The following is a 22640-nucleotide window of genomic DNA, read 5'->3' on the forward strand; positions in this document are numbered from 1 at the left end:
CCCACGAAACGGCTCAGTTTTCGACCATCACTGACACCAATGACCAAGTCGAAGCAATTCGGGCAGCTTTTTCTTCGGCGGGAAAGAACAGCACGGAGGAACGCTGAATATGACAGTTTGATTCAGGACCGGTATGACGGCTTGAATCAGGACCACTCCACGACTCGCCGGTTGGTTGTGACGGTCTGAATCAGGACCACCCTCAGTGTTGCTTTCATCTGTTGAAAGCAACGTTTGGAGGTCCGGATGAGGGTGCGCTTGGAGTTGTTTGCCAGGATCCGCAGAGATGCCCGTGTTGAGGGGTTATCGATCCGTGGTCTGGCAAAGAGGTATCAGGTTAGTAGGGACACGGTCCGGCAGGCATTGTCGGATCCCGTCCCTCCGGCGCGGAAGACGCCCGAGAGGTCGTCGCCCCGGCTGGATCCGTTCAAACCGGCGATTGATGCGATGTTGGTTGAGGACACGACGGCGCCGCGGAAGCAACGCCATACTGCCCGGAGGATTCTTGCCCGGCTCATTGAGGAGCACGGTGCGGAGGAGCTGTCGTATTCGACGGTGCGGGATTATGTCCGGGTCCGCCGGGCGCAGATCGATGTCGAGGCCGGCCGCCGGGTTGAGGTGTTCGTCCCGCAAGAACACGCCCCGGGCGCGGAGGCGGAAGTGGACTTCGGCGAGGTCTGGATCGTGTTGAACGGGATGAAGACGAAGTGCCACATGTTCATCTTCCGGTTGTCCCATTCCGGCAAGGCCATCCACCGGATTTACCCCACGCAGGCTCAGGAAGCATTTCTTGAAGGCCATGTCGAGGCGTTCAACGAGATCGGCGGCGTGCCGGTCAAACACATCCGCTATGACAACCTCACCAGTGCCGTCCGGGCCGTGGTGTTCGGGCAGGGCCGGAACCGCATCGAGAACGACCGGTGGGTGTTGTTCCGCTCGTTCTATGGTTTTGATTCTTTTTATTGCCAGCCAGGGATTGCCGGGGCTCACGAGAAAGGCGGGGTCGAAGGGGAAGTGGGCTGGTTCCGCCGCAACCGGCTGTCCCCGATGCCCGTCGTGAAGTCCCTCGAGGAGCTCAACGACCGGATCCGGGATTGGGAGGTCCAAGACGATCAGCGGCGGATCAATGACCGGATCCGCACCATCGGTCAGGACTTCGCCGCCGAGCGCCCGTTCCTGGCACCGTTGCCTGCCGATGAGTTCGATCCCGGTCTGTTGCTGAACCCGAGAGTGGACCGGTCCTCGATGATCACGGTGCGGATGGTGAAGTACTCGGTCCCGGCACGGTTCATCGGTAGAAGAGTCAGGGTGTCCCTGCGGGCATCGGAGCTTGTGGTGTTCGACGGCCGCGCGGTGGCGGCCAGGCATCAGCGGATCGTTGCCAAGGGCGCGCAGTCGGTCCAGCTGGACCATTACCTGGAGGTCCTCAAGACCAAGCCCGGCGCTTTGCCTGGTTCCACCGCTTTGGCCAGGGCGCGGGAGTCCGGGGCGTTCACCAGCGCCCATGAAGCTTTCTGGTCTGCCTCGCGCCGGGTCAACGGCGACGCCGAGGGGACCCGTGAACTGATCGACGTCCTGCTGCTCCATCGTTCGATGGACGCGGTAGACATCGAGGCAGGGATTACCGCGGCGTTGGGCGTGGGTGCGGTCAGCGCCGACGTCGTCGCGGTCGAAGCCCGCAGACACGCGGCCGGTTTCGCCGCCGAGGGTGGGTCCGGTTCGGACCGTCATCGTGGTGCTCATGCTGAAGTGAAAGTGCAACGAGTTGTCAGCCTGACCCAGCGCCGGCTGATGGACCCCGCAGCGGTCATCGCCGGGCTGCCCCGTGATACCCGTCCGCTGCCGTCGGTCAGCGCCTATGACGAGCTGCTGGCCAAACGCGCCGAACACCCTGCAGGAACCGAGTCGAAGGAAAACATCTCATGAGTCCCACCGCACCGGCCGCCACCATCACCCCGACCCTGCGCCGGCGGCGCGGCCTGACTGAACAGGCCGCGGTCGCCGCCGTGGACCAGGCCTGCCGCAGACTGCGACTGCCCACCGTCCGGGCGGTCCTGGACGAGGCTCTCACCGTCGCCGGGAAGGAACAGCTCTCCTACCAGGGTTTCCTGGCCGAACTACTGTTGGCGGAGTGCGATGACCGGGACCGGCGCTCCTCCATCCGCCGGGTCAAAGCCGCGAACTTTCCACGGGACAAGTGGCTGGGGGACTTCGATTTCGACGCGAACCCGAACATCAATCCCGCCACGATCCACACCCTCGCGACCGGGGACTGGATCCGCAAAGGCGCACCCCTGTGCCTGATCGGGGACTCCGGAACGGGTAAATCCCACCTGCTCATCGGGCTCGGAACCGCGGCAGCGGAACAGGGCTACCGGGTCAAATACACCCTCGCGACCCGGCTCGTGAACGAACTCGTCGAAGCCGCCGACGAGAAAGTTCTGGCCAAGACCATCGCCCGCTACGGGCGCGTTGATCTCCTGTGTATTGACGAACTGGGCTATATGGAACTGGACCGCCGCGGGGCCGAACTCCTCTTCCAGGTCCTCACCGAACGCGAAGAGAAGAACTCCATTGCGATCGCGTCCAACGAGTCTTTCTCCGGGTGGACCAAGACCTTCAGCGACCCGCGCCTGTGCGCCGCGATCGTGGACCGCCTGACCTTCAACGGCACCATCATTGAAACCGGAACCGACTCCTACCGCCTCGCCCACACCATCGCCCAACAAACCGGACGATAAAAGGATCTCCTGCTGGTTGGGCGTGCTCTATCGCAGAAATACGGACAGCACGATCAGTAGGAAGGTGGCGCCGAGGAGCGCAAAGAGGAGGGCCAGTCCCTTGCCGGCGAGTCCGGCACCATCGTCAACCCATTTGGGCAGGCTTCGAAAGAAAATGAAGAAAACGCCTGCGAAGCAGACGAGGGCGCCGGAGAAGGTGAGCAGGGACGGGGGGCCCATGTGGCCTGCAGATGCAACGACGACAAAGCCAACGGCCAGGATTCCCCAGCATATGAAAATCATTACTCTCATGACGTTGGCAAACTGAGCACGGGCGGGTTGCCTGGGATCCGGGGTCGGCATCATGGGCTGAGCGTATGTGTTTCCCCGAACAATTGGAACGCACATGATAAGCACTGTCGACTGCTTCCCTCTAAAACGTCCTGGATGGTCTTGGTTCGGGGCGTCTCTGTGGCCCTGAATCAGGTTGACATACTCAAACGCCGACAGTTTATCGAGGTTGTTTGATGCGTTCCATTGAAAACATCCGAGCGCTAACGGCTAGCGAAGCACGTCGGGTGGTCAAATCGCTTTCCCGGCCGGTCGCGAAATCGACTGGGGGCTCTGCTTGGGACGATCGCGAGGACGACACCTGGATCGACAAGCTCTAGATTTGACGGGGGCGTGGGGCGCCGATCGGTGCCCCACGCCCCATCCTCATTCGGCGGCGAGCCTGGCTTCGTGGTCGCTGAGGTTGTAGCCCTCGTCCCCAGCGGACAGGATCGCTGCATTAGCTTTCTTCTGGCTACGCACTGTGAACCCGATCTTTCCCTTCGGCGCCGAATCGTACGGTGCCGCGTAAGAGATCATCACTGCGATGATGGCGGGATCGACCTCGCCGGAAAGAGTTGATGGACTACTCACAGACTGCTTGCCTCGCGGATCGTGGGCAATCGTCAGAAGGATCGCTCCGCGCGTTTGAGTGCGGAGTGCGTCTACCAGCTCAGTCACACCCTCCTTTTGACGTGGGTCCGCGATGGCCTCGACGGCAACGCGCTGCCTCCGAGAGCTGCCGGAGAACGCCCATTGCCGCTCCTTACGGCGTTTCCGCTTGAGCACACTGAGCGGCATTCCATCAACGGTTATTTGTGTTCCTTCAGTAAGGTCGGGAGCAATCACAACCCAATCTTTGATTCGCCCGTCGGCGCTCGCCTTCTTGAGAAATTGAAGCTGAGGTTCAATATCGAAGCTCTCGTCGAAAGTAGTGTTCTGAAGGACCTGAACGAAATCGTCGGCTGAAACGATTCCGTACTTGGCTGAGTAAGTCGAACCCGAGTCCGTAACGAAGGTGGCTTCCTTGTCTGTGGCTTCAATCAGAAGCTTGGATGCTTGGAAGTTGTGTCTGTTGATCGTGTCCTTCTGCGCAGGCAATGCGTTGAGGTCCTTGAGACGCCCGCCGTCGCCCCGCTCGACTACCACCGCGTTGTATCGCTTGTTGGCGGCAGTCGGGGCGAGCCATTGGAGGTGCTGGGTCACAAGTGGCGGCACATCTCTTGGACGAACCTGGGGCTTTCCATCGTCGTCCAATTCTGCATAGCGAGCAAGCTCTTCCCGGAAGAGCTCCTCGTCAATGACTATGGATTCGAAGGCTTCGTAGAGGTCAAAATACTTCTGGCCGCTGAGCTCCGCACGCCCAATATACAGTCGAACCAAGTCTTTGTATCCGCTACGAAACCCGAACCATCGTCCCATCTGCATCAGAGTATCTGCAGCTAGTGTCTTTCGCCGATAGTAGGAAACTGTGAGGCCCTCAACCGTGAATCCACGGCTCAACTTTGTCCCACCCACGAGAATGCGCCAAACAGAACCTCTATCAAAATTTAAGGCTTCTTGATGCGCTTGCAGATCCTTGTCTCCGTTAACAACGAGCACAGGGTTTTGGCTGGAGTTGATCTTGTCGAGTGCCTTCCCAATGAATGGTCGAAGTTCGTCGAATGACGCCGGAATCAAACTCATGTCTTCGGCTCGGGCTTCACTAACGGGAAGGTAGTCCGCAGCCCACAACTCCTCTAGACGGGGGAGGCCCGACGATGAGTAGCCGCCTTGGGCCCACAGCTCCCGCAGGATATCGGCTGTGTCCCGGTGCTCAATCATTTTCACCGACTCGTGGACAAGCATGGTGTGATGTCGGAATGAGTGTGACGATTTTTCCGCGCGGTAAAGCTTGATGGCACCAGACAGTAGGTAGGCGTCGAGAGCGCTTCGCAGCGACTCCTCCACCGAGTCGGGCTCGTCGCCTTGAACGGATCGGACAAAAGCCGCCTCATTGGAGTTTCCAAATGATTTTGAGCCATTCTCGAACTCAACTCCGAGATCATGAAAATCCTTTGCCCCCATGTATCCCGCGGGTCGCTTTAGAGCGATGATGAAGTCATTTGGAAATATGTCGGCCGAGTCATCTGGGTCGACGAATACGTTGGCGAAGGGTGTGGCGGTATAGCCAACGTATTGGGCGCGCTTTAGTGCGCTGAGCAAGTTTGTGATCTCGAGGTTTACAGCCGTGCGTTCTTTTTTCTCTGCAGCTGTCGGACGTTTTGTGCTGATCGATGCCTGGTCTGATTCGTCATCAATGATGAGTGTCGGAATTTCGGCAAGGCTGATTTTCAACGATTTGAGATCCGAAACGAGCTTTTTGAGAACCGTCGTATTCTTCTTTACAACGACGATTTTGGCATCTGCCTTATAGAGGTTGTCTGGGTGGTAAAGCGGTTTGGTCTTGTCTCGAAGTCCGGTACGAAATTCGAGTGCATTCAGTCCCTTCTTGAGGCGCTTATAGTCGTCTGCATAACCTGACAATCGCACTATGTCGACGAAGCCAGCATCTGAGGGTTGAACGCCGTGGGAAAGAAAATTATCCCAATCCGTATCATCGAGATAATCGATTTCTTTGCGGTGGTCTCTATCGTTGACGTCCATGCCGCCGATGATGTTCTCTTTGCCCACGAGTTCCATGTCGAGTCGTCGCTGCGTCTGAGTTCGCAGCAGATCCAAGGTTCCGGCAAGGACGATGATGAGCCGATACCCCGAGTCAATAGACTTTGCAATCGTCCCGGCAAATTGTGCTGTCTTGCCACTCTGGACATAGCCAACGACCAATCCCTTGGACTGGTACTGGACTTCGTTCGTGGGGTCACTGAGCCGACTGACGACTTCACGCGTGCTGACGTCCAGATCTGCTATCGCCTCGGCTGGCCACCCCTTATTGGCGAGAACACCGCGGTAGGCCGGCCAGTAGAACGAATGCTGCTTGGCTCGCTCTTCTGTGTACCAAGGGTCAGCCTCAGTGGCGATGACAATGTCTCCTTCGTCCGAGCGCGCCGGCCACTGGCCGTTCACCACGTCTTTGGCATCATCACTGAAGCCGAGAAGGGTGAGGACCCGATCGCGTCGTCCGATGGTCGCAGGCTCCGAACCTTCGAACCACTCGCCCTGGGACGTGGCGTCCCACCGAGCCAAAGCGAGTTGGAACTCCATTCGGATGGAGTCGTTGACGTTCTCCGCAGTGATTGCTGAGATCAACTCTTCCTCAGCCATATTCGGCAGATCTTCAATCTTGAGCTCGTTGTTCACACGAACCAACAATGCTTTCGGGCGGTCCGCACCCATGACTTTCAACTGGGAAATGATGGCTTCTCGAACAGTGGATGATGACAACGTTTCCCCCACAGGACCCGTCCCTTCGTGATTAGACCAGTTGGTCGATGGAAATTGCTTGATTGAGAGGAGTCGGTGCAGCGGCCGGCTCGCGGCTGCTGACATCCACACGATAGGACACATCACTGACAGTCTCGAAGTGCGGCACAACGGACTTCAGCGCAGTGGTCGTAATTGCAGGGAAATCATCGGTCACAATGTAGGTCTGGATGGGGCTCCGCAGCATAAACCGCTGTGAATACAAGTCGGCGTCCTCGCGGCGCCAGCCCAGACCTCTTAGATACCCCCAAAACCGTTCGGTTTCAGTGTCCAAAGACTGGGCGACTTCGGTTACCAGTTCGTTCAAAGACTCACCGGAATCCAGCCCCGCCCTAGTGATCTGAACGGAAATTAGCCACAAGTCTCTGCCCGGGTTCTTTTCGAGCTGGGAAGCGGATCCGATCACGTGGATCCGCTTCTCGCTGGTGGTCGTCTTACATTCGGCGTCGAATGCGCTGAAGACGAAGTCGTGCTGTTCGCTCGCAGGTCCCAACCATGCGTCGACAGCGTTGGCTTCGCCAACCAGGGAGATGAGCTGGCGCATGAGGAGCAGCTCGCCGTACAGCCCGTGCTGCTGTTCTGCGCTCAAGCCGCTTTTGCCGCGTAGTAAAGCCTTGTAGTTTCCAAGTGCTTCCGTTGTTGCCCGCGCAAAGCTGGAACCGGCGAACAGCTCATCGATTATCGCAGTCAGAATGTTGTAAGCCTCGAAGTGGGCGTCGGTGGCATCTACCCGCACCTCAAATTCGCTGGCCGGACCATCGCCCAGAACGGCAAAAGAGATTCTGCTGAATTTGCTGACGTCCGGTTCGGCTCCCTCCGCGGGGGCCGTCAGTGCTATCTCTTCGTGGATTGGGTCTATGGTGATTTCGCATCGCGGAGAGTCGATGACGCGATGTCTGGAAATTTCGCGCTCCGCAAACAGGCGTTCCAGTGAATCAGGGTCAAAGAATCGGTGCTGGAGGTTACTCATCATTACTCTCTTCGTGGACGGCGGAGACTCGACTAACATCGTCCCGCAGCGCGTGCTCGAGTGCCAGAGATATCCGGAAATGATCTTGTTGTCTATTTTTTTGGAGGTGTGATTTGAGAAACTCTTCTTCCAAAAGCAAGAAAAGAAGAGTTTTGATCAGCTGCGCGTCGTTTGTTGCACCTTTCGCGCCACCATTAATGATTTCTCGATAATTCTGATTCAGATAAATTACTCGACCCTCTAGATCAATTTCATAAAGACCCATACTGAGGGCTTTCCAACTTATTTGGATGGGGTCCGAATTGGGCCGCAGCATCTTTTCGTTGGATGCAATCATCGTCCGGCTGGCATCCGAGAAGCCACGTCCCATGGGTGCGAAGCGTCGATGTTCTCTTGTACGTCGGTTGGACTCTTTGAAGGCGCCTCTTGCGGTGTCCAGGTACTTTCGAAAGGTTACCCCCGAACTGCTGATCGCTCTGTCGATCGCAGTTGTAAGTGCAGGGGTGAACTGCACCCCGGTCTTTTCTGGATTGATCTTGACATGCTCGTCGATGCCGGAACCGACGTCGAAAATCACCCGCGCCAGCTGCAGCGCCTTCTCGTTGGGCAGGAGTTTCGGCCATCCGCCGAGATGCTGAAGCCGGTCACGACGGTACACGAATATTCCCTGATGATGCTCCCTGTCCTTGCCCAACAGGCGTGCTGAGGGGGACGCTCCGCCAGCCGGCAGAATATGGCACTCGAGCGTGAACTCCTGATCGCCAACATGCCCTTTCAGCTTCATAGGGTAGTCGTCGTGCCCGCTTTGCCGGTAGTCGAACGGGTCCGTTGGTTCAAGCCTGGAACTCAGGCCGGGCGTTGAGCTGTCCGCGTCAAATACGTCAATGTAGATGTCCACAGCACCCGTCTCTAGAAGACGGTGGAAAATCACGGACAGCTCCAGCTTCAACGCCACCAAAGCATTTTCAAACCAACGGGTCTGATCAGCGAGATTATCGGCCGCGGACATGCCATGCACGTCGGACCACTGCACAACTGTGCCCGTCGTTAGATCGAAGCCATAGTCGGACGCATAAAGGTGCGCCAGAGCGGAGGATTTGCTCAGGATGTCGCACCGCGCGCCATTCATCATTGAGTCTTTCGTCATCCGCATGCCGGTGGCATCGTTATTCGCAGCCCTGGTCCACACGCTGAGCACATTTGCTTGGCTGAGCGAACTTGCTTTGAGACCCATGCCGAAGTGACCGAGCTCGTCCGGTCGGTAGTCTCGGCGGCGTCCTACCGTCATCCCGTCGTGTAGCCCCTGCGGAGTCATCCCTTTTCCGTTGTCGACAATTTGCACGCCAATGATGGTCCCGTGACTCTGCAGGAACCGAACCAACACCGCATTGGCTTCAGCGCTGATGCTGTTGTCGATGAGGTCGGCGACGGCGGAGCTAAGTGTGTGGTGCTTTCCCAGACCCTCCATTGCTTTGGAATCAATGGGGAGTGTGACCTGCTCTACTGCCTCCTCGCCGCCGAAGAGATCCACACTTGTCATGACTCGTCCTCGAACCTAGCTGACTCGAACTTGAGCTGTGTGGCATTTTCGCGGACCACACGTACAATATCGGCATCAAATCCCGCAGCGCTGTTGGCGATGACCTCGACTGAGACCTCGATGTCGGCGTCGGGCACCGTGGCAAGATGACTTAACACTTCGTCGTAGACCTTCTGGAGGTCCGCCCTGAGCACTTCGGCGCGGGCGTAAAACGTGCCGGTGAACCGTACGTTCTTGGCGCGCTCACGTCTGGTCGGTTCCACCTGCTCCCACGGCAGCCTCGCCCCCGCACCTTCCTTGCCTGCAGACGCTTCGGACAAGGTGTCGGCTGGTTCGTCTATAGCTGTGTATGCCCTAGCCGTCTCTCGCTCCCGCTGCTTCTCAGCTAGCCGGGGGTCAACCAACAGGGTCGAGTCGGTGATTGTCCCAAACGCGTCATTGGTCATCGGAAGTGCCAGCCCGAGGAAGTCCCCTGAAACCTCGTCGTACCCTTCGGCCAGAGCGAAACCCTCGGTGCTCCACGTGGGCAAATCCAGGACGGCACGCACACCTGTTTCCAGGACTGAGCGATCGCGGATACGCCGCAGGTAGGCGTACTGTGTGTAGTACCCCCACAACTCGCCTACGGCGATGCGTCCAGCGTTCCAGCGTGCCCTCAAACGCCCATCCAGGGCCTGCTTGATCGCGGCCGGGGCGTTGACTACGCGCAATGCATCATAGCGGATTAGCGCCGCACCCGTCCGCTCCGTGAGCGACCCAATACCGCTGCCGATCTTCTGTTTCGACCACTGGACCGCGTGGCCCTCATGGATCTCGGGTGCGAGGGCCCACAGGTACGTGCCGGACAGCCGAAGGTCCACGGCCTTTCGGCTTTCCGCGAGCCGTGCCTTGACCTGGGTTTCTTGTTGGCGCGTCAGGCCGAGGTCATCGATTTGACCGTTGATGTCGCGCCACGCGATGAAGTCCCGGACCGCCGTGTCCAGCGACGCGTACTCGTTGTCGTCGGGGGCCAGGAACACAACCGTGTTGCGGTGTTGCCGGTTCGCGGATCCGCGATGTTCATACACGTCGTGAGCGAACGCCAGTGCATCGCTCGTCTCCGCTTTGCTTCGGTGCCGGTGCTTAGGGTGAAGGAGGACGAGCCGAACGCCTTCCGCATCGGCCACGTCCGCGGACGACGACGGCGCCACCACCGTTCCGGCGAACGCGGAAGTCGCGCGCCCCTCGACTTTGTTGAGACGGTCCACAACCTCCTGCCAGACGTCTTCTTTGTGCAGGCGCTCGGCGATATCCTTTGCCTTGCGGCTTACGGACGCCTGGACATCAAACCAGTACCGGCTGGACTCGGAGTAGAAGTATGTGGCCTGCTCGGACATGAGCTGGAGTGCGCTGCCGAAATTGCCTACGACGTCTCCAGGGATCGCCACGCCAAGGGCAACGTGCTGACGCTCGATTCCCTTGTGGGCGCTGCGCAGCGTTGGGGCGGATCCCAGGAAGATCGTTCGGGCCAAGCGTCGAGACAGAAGTCGTTGCTGGAAGGCCGGCCTCGACGCATCTATCCGGGCCGGGGTAGCTGATGAACCGTCGACGTCGGCGTCGATGATTGGCTTCCACTGGTCGTCGAGGTACTGCGTGATCTCCGTGAGGACCCCGTCGGTGTCGAGCGGGACGCTGCCCGGCATGATCAAAGGGCTTTGGTCGCCAGCCATCCATAGCTCGTGAACAACTGTGCTCATGAGCCGGAGAACGCCACGGGTTCGCTGGAACCTCTCCAGAGTGGACCAGTCGCGGTAGAGGCGCTCGAAGAGCTCCGGGTGGATAGGATAAGCTTCGGCGATCCGGCGCTCGTATTCGCGATCCATCGTTTCTATCGGGAACTCATCGCGATGACTCTTATAGAACTCGGCGAACTGTCGGGCTGTTGATGAGATGTCGACGGAAGCGTCACCAGATGGAGCTTCAAATAGGCGCCGGCGCACGATCTCGAACGACTCGCGGGACGTTGCCGGCCGCCACTGATCTGCCACCCGACGGACCACGTTCTGCAGGCGCTCGAGTGCAGCTTTGCCGTTGGCGCCGCCGACTTCGAGGTCGGAAGAGGAATCCTGTTTGCCTTCCGAGGTGTGGTCGGACGCTGGAATCGAGACCACCAGCATGACGCCGGGAACTGATTTCGCAGCTTCCGTGAGCGTCTGTGCGAAAGTGAACTGCGTGTCAAAGGTGCCGGCTGGCAAGCCATCCCGCGCGTACAGCTGTCGGGCATATGCTACCCATTCGTCTATGAGAATAAGGGACGGCGAGTAGCGGCTAAGCAGCGTCCTAAGGCTTGAGCCTGGATTGGTGCCGGAGACGTCTGATTCCTCGACGATGTCGTAGCCCTCTCGACCACCGAGCTGCCAGGCGAGTTCGCCCCACAATGTCTTGACGACGGTGCCGTCGGCCTTGGCGGCGTCCTTCCCCGGTGTCACAGCAAGGTGATTTCCCACGAGAACTGCGCGCCTACACGTTCCGAGCGCCTGGAGGTCGGTGCCACTTAGGAGCTCTTGAATTTCCTGTGGGTACTCGCCGAGTTCGTGGCCCGACATGATGTGCCACAGGGCGAGCATCGAGTGGGTTTTGCCGCCGCCAAAGTTAGTCTGCAGGTTGATCACGGGGGGAGCGTTGAGATCGCCGTTAATCCGGCGGACGGCTTTCTCGAGGAGATCTTTGAGGCCTTCGGTCAGGTAGGTGCGGCGGAAGAACTGCACAGGATCGACGTATTCCTCGGACCCGACACCTTGCGCCACCATGTGGAGGTCAGCCGCAAACTCACTGGCGTTAAAAGTCCCGGTGATGACATCCGCGTGCGGTTTGACGACATCACGCCATGCTTTGATGGACGAAGACCCCGTCTCCGTGAGTACACCAGAGGTTGTTGCTTTCTTGACGTCCTTTTGGAAGTTGCTGTTGCGGAGGTCCTCGCGGGACGCCCGGATCTGATCGGCACCAACAGGATACCCGACCACTCGCAAGAGTCGTTCGAGAGTATCCAGTGCGCGGTAGGCGTCGTCGAAATTGACTGGTGTTCGGTGCGCCCAGTTATTGCGGATATCCCGGGCCTCGCCAGCTAAGTTCTGCTCTGCTCGGGACAGTTTGCCGTCAAAGGGAAACCAGCCCGGAATCAACTTTTCAGTGAGTGCTCGGAGCTGATCATTGGGATCAAGTCGGTTGTACTGTTTTGCCGCCCCATTTTGTGAATCCTTGGCAGCGAGAATGATCGTCCAATCCTTGCCTGGCGGCACTTTGGACGCGAGCGCTTCGGCGACGAAGGGCTCCAGGCCCTGCGCCAAAATGTCGAGTGCCTTGCCGATTCGGTCGAGATTGCTCATGGCCATGTCGCCCCCGGTACCTTTCTAGAATTCGTCGTCGAGGGATTCGAAGTCGAACCCGGTCTGTATGGTGGACACGCCAGATTCGGAGGCCCGCAGGATATCGGGCCACGCCGTTGCCAGGTTGTTGAAAGTTTGGCCAATGGTGGACCAGTTCTTCCGTTCAGCGATCGAGTACAGGAGGTACGCGAGTTCCTTCACGGCGTCCAAATCGATCCGCGGACCGGGTGCCTGTTTAAGACTGGCGATCAGCTGGCCAGCATCCTCGATGCCCTTGGCTTCCAGGACACGAGCCGTGTGAAGCGCAGCCTCCCAGACACTGAGACGCTGGTCGCGTCGGGGATCGTAGTCATCCGGGAGTTTGGTCGGGGCAAAGAGCTGCACCTTGCCTGCACGGCTGGTGAGGATTCCGCCGCGCTCCATTCCCGGAATGGAGGTATTCAATGCTGTTGCCTGGTTCTCGGCATCGCCAAATAATCCCGCATCGAATCCATTCTGGTCGAACCACTTGAGCGCCCAACGGGTGTCCGAATCGAAGTCGCCTTCAAACTCATTGAGCACTTCCGCCAAGACCTGATTGATGAGCTCCAGCGCTGTCCGGACACGCATCGCCGACCCGTCTGCTTCCGTGACTTTGGAATAGCGAGTGAACACTGCCATTCCAGGTCCTATGGTCGACTGAGCAAGGTCCACAGGAGCAACCGCTGCCTGTTGCAGTTCACGGAGTTTGGACGGTAGCTCGGAATGAAGAACCGACAAGAACCCCCCTCGGTCTATCGTCGGGGCTGACTGGCTGCGGGGCCGGCAAGCCAAAACGATCGATGACGCCAAGGCGTTCGCACCCTGCCCCGTTTGCCGATTCATGAGCTCAGTCCGCAAGGGCCATGTCGCGGTAATGGACCATCCGGCGCGGACGATACCTTCCAAGATCGTTGCCCATCCCGTAGAAGACTCGCCGTTGGTGCTGGATTCTGACTGTTTGAAGGCGTAGTAGACAGTAATAGGGAAATAAGGGTTGGCGCCCTGCCGCATGCGTTGGAACACCCGTTCAAAGCCGGATTCAAAGAATTCGGCAGCGCCTTCCTTTCCTCCCTGCCTGTAAGGGTTTGCCACGAGTTCATCAGCCTTGGGGACTTGAACCGTTCGAAATAGCTCGCTGTGAATGTTTTTCAGCGACGCCCGCTGCCACACATAAAAGAAGTCCGATAAGTCTGAGTAACAAATATTGTCGTAGTACGGCGGGTCTGTGGAAACGACGAAGTTTAGATACGGGCGGTCGTCGGCACTGACCGCCGTCACAATTCCCGCCCTCGAGGTTGGCAAGCGACCTATGACCTTCGCGACCCACTCAAGCTGGCCTCTGAAGTTTCCCGTTGAGCCGGAATACGGGTTGACCTCGGCATAGTCCCAAACCATGGGTATCGCCTGCAGACCGAAGACATTTCGGATTGTCTCCCGCCCATTGTGCCAGCCGCATAGATTGGAGAGGTAGTCAGATGTTCGGCTGACCGCCAGGGCGAGGTAAGTGGCCACTCCATCCGCATATGCGGCCGCCCCCGTGCCGCCAGCTTCGAGGCGGTTTCCTTCGGGCATCCCGGCTGCCAGTGCGTCCAGGAAGACTTTGTCCCGAGCACGGCCGACTAATTGACTGAATGTCGTCAGAGCCACCAGCTGCCGGTTGGTGAAGAGGTCGGAAAATTTCGTCATTCCGTATCGATACACATTGATTCGTCCCGGCCAGTCGAACAAATCCCCATCCGGAAAGTCGTCGGGCTTCGCAACATGGGCGGCCGTTTCCTGCTCAGCCGTCGGCGCCAGATAGCTTCTCCCGCCAGGTGCTTCCACAATCACCGCGATGAGCTGACTGCGAAGGCCGATAGTGCGACTTGCCTGGCGAATGTCTGCCAGGCTCACCGCTGAATTACACCCGACGCAGATCGCTCCAGATCGCCCGACCGTTCCTGTGGACGGAACCATCGCAGGGTCAGTCGAGACTGCATAGCTGACTTTGTTGTTGGAGACGGTCGGGACGATGCCAGTTTGTCTGCCGGGCCTCTTACTCAGCCACCAGGAACTAACTAGCGGCATGGCGATACCGCAGGCAGGGTTAGGGCATGTCACAGTCCGAGCCCACTTCCACGCGATGACGGTCGCGGTCTGTCCGCCGTTGACCGTCACAGCGGGGTACATCTGACCATTAATGTCTCGCGCCGCGTCCCTGATCCATTCGCCGTAAGCACGTACGTCCGCGGCAAGCCCCTCGGCGCCAGCCCAAGCAATCAGCTGCTTCTCAGAGAGGCCGGGGAAGATTGGTCGCGAATCAGCGAACCTCGGAGCGATCTCTATGAGAGCCCTATTAATGAGACCGGCTACGGGGTTGAGATCCGATGCATGAGTTTCGAGTCCGAGCCTCTGAGCCTCTAAGGGGATCGAACCCCCGCCAGCGAAAGGATCGAGAATAGCCGGGGGTCCACTCGGGCCGGAGGACTTCATGATCTCTTCATGGGCTTCTCGCAGGAGTGCCGGGTCGTTCGAATTTTCCCACACGACGAGCTGTTCAATGATGCCGTGGAGCCGTGCACGCTCGATGGACTGGGCCTCTTCAGTAGGAAATTCGTCCGGACGGGAGGACGGATCGTCTACAAGCTGTGCGAAGAGCACGGCCCGAGCAGTTGCCAGCGGCTTCCGGGACCACCACAGGTGAAGCGTGGACGGGTGCCCGTGACGGATCGACTTTTCCCGCGCCGACTCCCGGTTGATGACCTCGAGAGGCATTGAGACCTCGATGAGTTTGCGCTTTTCCGCGTGCATGCGTGCATAGTCCATTCGTGTTGTGCTGCCGGACCCGCGGCATCCGGGTTCCACAGCCAAATGTATCCTCCGCTTGCTAGCTGGACTGAATCGGGCACGCGGGGTGAACCGAAGGCTTGAGGATCAGGTGGGGCTGGGGCCGGCGCGCCAGCCGTTCTGACCAAAAGTGTCTTAGAGGCCGGCTAAGCTAGTGCTCATGCCACAACGTCTACGCCTCATCGACCTCTTCGCCGGCGCGGGCGGAATGACGCAAGGGTTCAAGTCCACAGGGCGGTACGAAACTGTCGTCGCCGTCGAGCTCGACAGGTATGCTGCGGCCACTTTTTCGCATAACCACAAAGCGGCAAGAGTCTATGCAGGGGGGATCGAGGAGTGGCTGGATGAAGGTCTCGTGCCGCAGGCCGACGTGATCATCGGGGGGCCGCCTTGCCAAGGATTCTCAGCACTTGGCAAGCAGGACGTGCTGGATGAGAGGAACTTCCTCTGGCGGAAATACGCCGAGACCATAATCAGGGCACAACCGAAATTTTTCGTTGTCGAAAACGTCCGGCAGTTCCTCACTTCACATCAGTTCGCCGAGTTTGAGTCGTGGGCCTCCCCTGGTGGACCCTTGCAAGATTACGAGCTTCAGCCACTCTTGCTGAACGCCGCGGATTTTGGAGCCTACCAAGCTCGCACGCGAACCATCGTGATTGGGCGACGTCGGGGACTTCCGGAGATCCCAGTGCCGGCCGTCGGACCATTCAAGGGAAAACACCGCAGCGTCGAGGACGCATTTTCGGGATCGCCAAACCAGAAGGTCATACCGCGGATGACCGACGTGCGGGACTTCCCAGATACGAGGACAGATGTCGGAGGTGTGACGATGCCTGGTCCGTTCACAACGCCTGAGCTACACGTGACCCGTAACTACACAGATTTGTCCCTGAAGCGCTTCGCGAAGATCCCCGCCGGCGGCAACCGGTTCAATATCCCCGATGAACTATTGGCGGACTGCTGGCGTAAACACAAGAGTGGCTCGGGCGACGTGATGGGACGCCTCCATTGGGAGAAACCGTCAGTGACGATTCGAACGGAATTCTTCAAACCCGAGAAGGGCCGGTATCTCCACCCTGATCCCGATGTCCACCGGGCAATTACGCATTTCGAAGCCGCGCGGCTCCAAGGTTTTCCGGACGACTACAAATGGATTGGATCGAAGACCGCCATCGCGCGACAAATTGGCAACGCTGTGCCGGTGCAGCTGGCGGCGTACCTGGGCCAGCTCATCGCTGAGGCGTGGGACTCAGACCTGTAGCGCCCTCCAGCCTGCGTAATAAGTGGGAGATGGTGCTCAGGATGTCGAGACAGTCTTGGTTTGTAAAGGCTCCGTGCTCGAGCAACCAGCGTTTTTCCTGGTGATCCAGCAGATTTCGTATACCGGCGACAACGCCGCCGCTGAGCAGACGCTGTCCCCTCTGGACATTTCTAACAGTACTGTCGGTGATTCTTGATCCAGTGATCTCTTTGTATCTAGCGAAGACAGACAGGCCATTGGCGTTTTCGCTAAACGCTTGCTCCATCAGCGCTGAGGCTTCCGAGATCTCGCGCCCAAGCCTCAAGTGCACTTCTGAAATGTAGCGTTTAATTGCTTCGTCGACGGCGTCAATGTATCGCTCGGCACGATACTCCGGAAGCGCGGCGTCCTTGATTGATTCATGCATGTGGCGCCAGTGAAGATCAGCATACTCGGGGGCTATGGATCGGAGTCCGTCTATTATTTTGTCCTGGGCATCATTGGAAAGTCGGGATTCCGGTTCCGTGACGGTATCCAACAATGACTCGAGCGCGGCGGACTCAGGGCCGCGGAGTGTGGACGTCCAGCCCTCAAAATCGGTGCTGCTGCGTTTCTCTGCGCGTTCCTTCTGGCTATATCGTCTTGACTTTCTCCAATCCCCAGCGACCTTCTGGAGAATTTCAGCGAGGACGCTTTTCAGTTCGAAAGGTTCCTCGGCCTCCCAGTTGATCGCCCGTCGATCGGTTGCGATGACGTCAGGCTTGATGTCGTCGAGGTACGACGCATCGATGAATCCCGTGAGGTAGGAAAAAGCATGACTGGACTCGGACGCCCCGAAGAATTCTGGCTCATTAATAAGTCTGCCACTTGCATAAAGCGCGACTCCGCGGTTCGTCCCGTCGAGGGGCGAGGTGGCCGAGACAATCCGCCCTTTAATTTGGTGCGTTGTAATGAACGACCAAGGTACGTCCCCAATGATTTCCTTCGTCCTCGGTTCTTCGAGATTCCATTGAAACTCGGATGAGATCCCATCAAGTCTTGCTTCTTTCGTGACCTCGACTTTTTCTCCTCGCTTGTTCTCGACGAAGAGCCTGAAGTTGCTGTCCCCGTAGTCGAAGAGGCGCGCTAGGCTCCTTCCTAGTGCGTCTGGACGGATCGGGGAGCTGCGCACGAGCCTGCGAATGGTGATCTGAGTTCCATGCTGCTGCGAGTCTGTCGAGCTGGAATCTACGTCCGGTCGGTATTCTCCTTCCGAGGCGAGCATCTTCTCGTAGTCGAGCGAGACTTTACGAAGCGAACTGGACCCCTGCCGGCTTGTGGCGACTTCGACGAGATGGCCGACTCCAAAGAGCGCAAGCTTTCCGATTCCTTTTTTCCCGGAAACTTTGCGTTGCCCGCTCTCCGACATCCCCGTGTCTAGCTCGTTCCTTCGGTTCCGCCCAATACGAAGGTACTTGGAGGCCAAGTCTTCCAATGACATGCCATGGCCGTCGTCAATTACGGAAACGAAATCACCTAAGTCGTCTGCTCCAACTTGAACGATGACTATTTTTGCATCGGCGTCGTAGGCGTTGGCAATCAGCTCGGCAATCGCATTGGGCAAGTGGGAATACATGTTTGATCCGAGATGACCGACCGTTGACGGCTCAAACTTCAGGACAATATCGGGGACCAAATGCACGCTCCTTGCCGAGACCCTTTTCTAGGACGATGATATCGGAGGTCGGGCAGCGGAAGGGGGAGATCGCTCTCTTCTTGCACACGCCTGACCGCGTGGCGATTTTCCAGGACACCGACAAACGTGGTTCACTGCATCGACGGGTGAAAGGACACAAATCATGCTGAGCTATAGGACACTTTTCAGCATCAACCCAGGGTCAGATGCCGATGTCCTTCAAGGCGTCCTGGAGAAGACCTTCGATTGGTTCCGAGAGAAGGGCCTGGACTCCGATTCGGTCGCAGCCAACCAAGAAGTCGAGGTCGCAAATCATGCCAAGGTGAAGTGGATTGCCCCCGACTCCGCAGACTTTGCTGACACGCATCGCCTCATCCTCACGGAACAATCGCCCATGGGCGAATGGGTCTCCACCATCACAGTCAGGCAGCCAATTGAAGGACGTCCCTGGTTTTGGATGGACGTTGAGGGACAGGAATGGGCTGGGGCGCCCAGGCTGGTCCGGTCGTTGATCGAGGATTACGCCTGTTCGGATCGCGGCGTCAAGCTGACAAATCGGCCAGTAGTAGTTCGAGCACAACAGGTGGATCAACTCATTCAGCTCCTCGGCCGAAACGGCCGGAGGACTCTGTCCTTCATTGCCGGAAGCAGCGCTGACCTGCCCATGAAGCAATGGACGGAGTTCGTCGGAAATATCCTCAAGCAGACTACGGGGCAAGCATCGGCGTACGTACTCGATCCAGTCGCAACAACAATGTTCAACCAGCGAGTTGGCATGGAGTTCGGGGTGAGGCCGGGCATGCTGAGGACTTACCTCCCGGATCTGGATATCAATGACCCGCAAGATTCGGCCCGGCACCGGTTTCTGACATCCGAGTCAATCGCCTCGCAGAACGTGGGCCGTCTCCGCAAGACGATGAGCTACAAAGCTCGCGAGGTAGCCCAGACGGCGCTATTGGACGATAGTGTTCGCCAGCTAGACCGTCGGTTCGATGAACTCGAGCTGCGGATGGTGCCGACTACCCACAACAGTGCCTCTGAAGGCATCGCCGCGAAGCCTTCCGAGGAAGTGGAAGGGACTGCTCTGCTTCTCGAAGGGGAACCAGGGGTGCCCAATTCGCGTGCTAACACGCCCATGATAGATTTTCCCGCGCCGTCGCCGAGCGAGAAATTTGCCGGAACTAAGGCGTCGGGCGATGCAGTGGGCGAACAGGCCGAGACGTACTTGGCTCTTCGTGGGCTTGTTGAAGAATACGGAGGTGGCGAGTCCTCTCTTGCCGGTGTCGAGACCATCCGAGGTTTGCTGGAGGCCGGACTTTCAGCAGAAGCCTTGAGTACACGACTTCTTGCCAAGATTGACCAAAAATCTGCTGCCCTCGACGCCGCGGCAGTTGAACAGGCCAGGCTCCGTCATCTCATTGACGACCTGGAACTCGACGCGTGGGACACCTGGGAGCAACTCGAAGCGCAATCTGCGCGGACTCGCAGCGCTCAGGATGCGGAGTTGAAGTTGCGGGGCATGCTGGCCAAGGCGGGTGGTGACGTCGATTGGGCCGAACTGGACGACCTGACACAAGCCGAGCTTTCCGTACCGGAAAACTTCAACAGCCTAGTCGAGTCCTTCGCCGAACTCCCATATGTGATCTATACGGGGGATAAGGACATCACTGCCGGTCTTGATGATCATGATGCGGTGGGCCGCTGGTGCGGAATGACCTGGAGCATCCTAGTGGCATTGAACGATTACGCGCGCTTCAAAGCCGAAGGCGCGGAAATTCCAGGGGTGCAGGCGTATCTGGAAAGCCCTCCGCCAGGCGGCCACACCTACCTGCCAGCGCGTCATGCCCGCGATGAGAGTGAGTCCGTCAAGAACAACCCGAGTTTCGCAGCCCCGCGAACGCTGGTGGTGCCCACCAAGATTGACCCCACCGGTACGGCCTTCATGGGGGCCCATTTCCGAATCGCTAAACACGGTCTCGTGTCCCCACGCCTGCACTACTTGGACGCAACAGCGGTTGCCGGAAAGATCATTGTGGGATACATCGGGCCACACCTTCCTAACACCCAGACCAACTAACTCTCTGAACCGTCGGCCTCCATCTTGTCCCAAAGGATATCGACGACCCGCTGCTGCACATTGGGGCCCACCTCTCTTAAGACTTCGAAGAACTCCTGAGCAATGCCTTGAGCCATGCGCTCAAGCATTGGCGCTAGCTCGCCCTTCGTGCGAGGAACGGCAAGCGGTAAGCCCGGAAGGTCGTCGAATTGAGTTGTGACCGCTACCGCAGGTGCATCAGGATCGTTCCCCGAGCCCTCGTCCGTTGTTTCGAACTCCTCGGCTACGAGGTTAGGGTTCTCGTCGTCGACGGCGCCGTTCCGATCAGTGGCTTCATTAGCGCAAGGGACAACGAAGTCCGCGAGCATCTCCGGAATTCGATCGGCTCGCAGCACGACATCGAGATGATGGACAGTGCGCGTCAGAGCTACGTATAGAAGCTTGTCGCCTTGCGCCAACTGGAGTATCGAAGCAGGCTCTACGACTACGACGGCATCAAATTCCAGTCCTTTTGATTCCTCAGGGGAAACAAGATTGATGCCTTGCGACAGTCCTCCGTCGGCAGACTCGCTGAATCTGATTCCCAGGGCGCGGAAGGCATCGCAAACGGGTTCCATCTGCGGTTCAGCGACAACCACACCTACAAACAAGCCGCGTGAACTGTATTCCTTCACCGACGTCACGACCGCGTCCATCAACTCGTCAGCGTCTACAACATGCCAGCGTGGATCTTCTTCGATCTGCCGAGGAAATGCCACCGGCGCAGTCAACCCAGGCGCAGCCGTGGCGAGGACTCTGGCTGCGACGGCAAGGACGGGTGCTGGCACCCGATACCCGATTGTCAGCTCGGATTGGGTGAAGTGGTTTTCGGTGCCGAGGGTCGTGAGAACTTGGTTCCAGTCTTTGCGTGAATATGCCGAAGTCGCCTGTGCGATGTCCCCAACTACAGTCATGGACCCGTTCTGACTACGTCTGCGGACCGCTCGGAGCTGCATATACGATAGGTCCTGCGCTTCATCCAGGACAACGTGGCGATACCTGTTGACCGCGCCGCTAAGTGCATCGGCCGCACAATCGATGACGCCCAAGTCCGCCATCGTCCACGGCTCGTCCCCGATTTTGGCGGCGGGTGCCCGGTAGAGTAGCTCGACTTCAGTCTCTGTGGCGCCTGCTCGAACGAGCCTCTCCTTCGAGCCGTACAACTCCCGCACAAATTGTTGGGGGGAGAGCGACGGATAGACTCTCTCGGATTGCTCATCCAGCGACGTTCGTTCAATGAGGAGCGCAGAGTCCCTTCTTCCGAAATCAATCTTGCCCGCCACGAGTGTTTGCAAGGCAGCTCTGAACTGAGCGCGACGGCGGTTATATTGGCCTGTTGTGATCCCTGCCAGGATGTATTCAATCTCCTCTTTCGAAATAGCAACTGTCAGAGAGGTATCGGTGCGCCTCACTTCAAGGCCATCTGCTGGAACACGCGCTCGTCCGCTCAGCCCGCTTCTGACGATGGACTCCATCTTTGCAGAGCCCTTCTTCCGGGCCACATCAGGATTGTCGATGCCTCTCGGTCCAAAGTCGCCGGCGAGCAACTGTGCAAGCGACTGCTGAACAACGTCGACGTCTCCGAGCGTCGGCAGTACACGCCTGATGTACTTGGTGAAAGTTGGGTTGGGCCCGATAACCAATACGTCCCGCGGCTGCACTTCGTCCTGAAAGTTGTAAAGGATCCACGAAACGCGGTGAAGCGCTACCGCAGTCTTCCCTGTGCCCGGGCCGCCCTGAATGACGAGAAGCTGGTCTTTTGGAGCCCGGATGATGCTGTTTTGAGCGGCTGTGATGGTCCGTACAATGTCCCTCATGTATTCGCCGCGGCCCCGCCCGAGGTCCTCTAGCAAAGGATCCTGCTCGCCGACAAAAGTCTCCGCCAGAAAATCGTCGGAGAGCTCTTGGAAAATCACATCGTTAAACGTGTCGATTCGGTTGAACGTTGTGCTGAAGATTCTCTTGCGTGCAACCCCGTGCGGCTCCTCGTGAGTGGCCTCATAGAAGATCTCTCCGATTTGCGACTGCCAAGGAGCGACTAGGAGGTCGTAGTTTTCGTCACGAATGGCCACGCTTCCGATGTAGATAGTCTCGCCATCCTCTAGATCCATACGAGCCGTCGCTACTGCCTCAGAGGGCTCGAGTCTTCTGCGATTCAGGAGCGCCGCGCGCTGGCTGGAGCGCTCATGGACGTTACCGCTAACGGTCGAGGACCCAGCTTCGTCGAGGCTCTTGTCGTAGGCCTGCCTGGCCGCGTCAAAATAGTCCTGCTCCAATGCTTTTTCGGCCTGAAAAGCGTTCTGATCTGTGTCCTGCAACTGTGCGGTCATGATTCCCCTTTGGCTCGTGGAACACATTAAAGCAGAGGGGACAGACGTGTTGGGCAGGTGCGATTAGCGCCGCTGTGGGCACGGGGTAAGCGGCATGGAAAC

The 22640-nt window shown here is 58.3% G+C and carries 12 protein-coding genes; 4 read left to right on the forward strand and 8 right to left on the reverse strand.

What is annotated here, in order from left to right:
* Positions 1–246: 246 nt before the first annotated feature.
* Complete coding sequence (gene istA, locus KNN17_RS16540) at positions 247–1926, forward strand: IS21 family transposase (protein WP_241710051.1); 1680 nt, start codon at positions 247–249, stop codon at positions 1924–1926.
* Positions 1923–2741, forward strand: coding sequence for an IS21-like element helper ATPase IstB (istB, locus tag KNN17_RS16545; RefSeq protein ID WP_241710052.1), 819 nt, complete (start codon positions 1923–1925; stop codon positions 2739–2741). Before istA ends, istB begins: the two co-directional genes overlap by 4 nt.
* A 27-nt stretch (positions 2742–2768) precedes the next feature.
* Here istB and KNN17_RS16550 read toward each other — a convergent pair whose 3' ends face one another.
* The 6 genes from KNN17_RS16550 to KNN17_RS16575 form a co-directional block, all read right to left on the reverse strand.
* Positions 2769–3023 carry a hypothetical protein gene (locus tag KNN17_RS16550; protein WP_241710053.1) on the reverse strand — a complete coding sequence of 85 codons (255 nt, stop codon included), beginning with the start codon at positions 3021–3023 and terminating at the stop codon, positions 2769–2771.
* 414 nt (positions 3024–3437) lie between these two features.
* Positions 3438–6434: a Z1 domain-containing protein gene (locus tag KNN17_RS16555; protein ID WP_241710054.1), complete on the reverse strand. Its 2997-nt coding sequence runs from the start codon at positions 6432–6434 to the stop codon at positions 3438–3440.
* A gap of 31 nt (positions 6435–6465) precedes the next feature.
* Entirely contained in the window at positions 6466–7443 is a 978-nt protein-coding gene (locus KNN17_RS16560; protein WP_241710055.1) for a PD-(D/E)XK motif protein, read from the reverse strand.
* Complete coding sequence (locus KNN17_RS16565; RefSeq protein WP_241710056.1) at positions 7436–8983, reverse strand: ATP-binding protein; 1548 nt, start codon at positions 8981–8983, stop codon at positions 7436–7438. Before KNN17_RS16565 ends, KNN17_RS16560 begins: the two co-directional genes overlap by 8 nt.
* Positions 8980–12351 (reverse strand): DUF499 domain-containing protein, encoded by a 3372-nt coding sequence (locus tag KNN17_RS16570; protein WP_241710057.1) that lies wholly within the window; start codon positions 12349–12351, stop codon positions 8980–8982. Before KNN17_RS16570 ends, KNN17_RS16565 begins: the two co-directional genes overlap by 4 nt.
* Positions 12352–12375: 24 nt before the next feature.
* Positions 12376–15177, reverse strand: a complete 2802-nt coding sequence (locus KNN17_RS16575; RefSeq protein WP_241710058.1) for a DUF1156 domain-containing protein — start codon at positions 15175–15177, stop codon at positions 12376–12378.
* Between the two features lie 181 nt (positions 15178–15358).
* Here KNN17_RS16575 and KNN17_RS16580 point away from each other — a divergent pair, with 181 nt between their 5' ends.
* Positions 15359–16459, forward strand: coding sequence for a DNA cytosine methyltransferase (locus KNN17_RS16580; protein ID WP_241710059.1), 1101 nt, complete (start codon positions 15359–15361; stop codon positions 16457–16459).
* Here KNN17_RS16580 and KNN17_RS16585 read toward each other — a convergent pair.
* Positions 16428–18113, reverse strand: a complete 1686-nt coding sequence (locus KNN17_RS16585) for a TIGR02391 family protein (protein WP_241710060.1) — start codon at positions 18111–18113, stop codon at positions 16428–16430. The genes KNN17_RS16580 and KNN17_RS16585 overlap by 32 nt on opposite strands.
* A gap of 163 nt (positions 18114–18276) precedes the next feature.
* On the opposite strand from KNN17_RS16585, the gene KNN17_RS16590 reads away from it, so the two are divergent.
* A complete protein-coding gene (locus tag KNN17_RS16590; RefSeq protein ID WP_241710061.1) occupies positions 18277–20190 on the forward strand; it encodes a hypothetical protein in 1914 nt (637 codons plus the stop codon).
* Here the strand turns inward: KNN17_RS16590 and KNN17_RS16595 are convergent.
* Positions 20187–22538 (reverse strand): HelD family protein, encoded by a 2352-nt coding sequence (locus KNN17_RS16595; protein WP_241710062.1) that lies wholly within the window; start codon positions 22536–22538, stop codon positions 20187–20189. The genes KNN17_RS16590 and KNN17_RS16595 overlap by 4 nt on opposite strands.
* Positions 22539–22640: the final 102 nt, after the last annotated feature.

Origin of the sequence: Arthrobacter bambusae (assembly GCF_022606295.1) — a bacterium.
Lineage (GTDB): Bacteria > Actinomycetota > Actinomycetes > Actinomycetales > Micrococcaceae > Arthrobacter > Arthrobacter bambusae_A.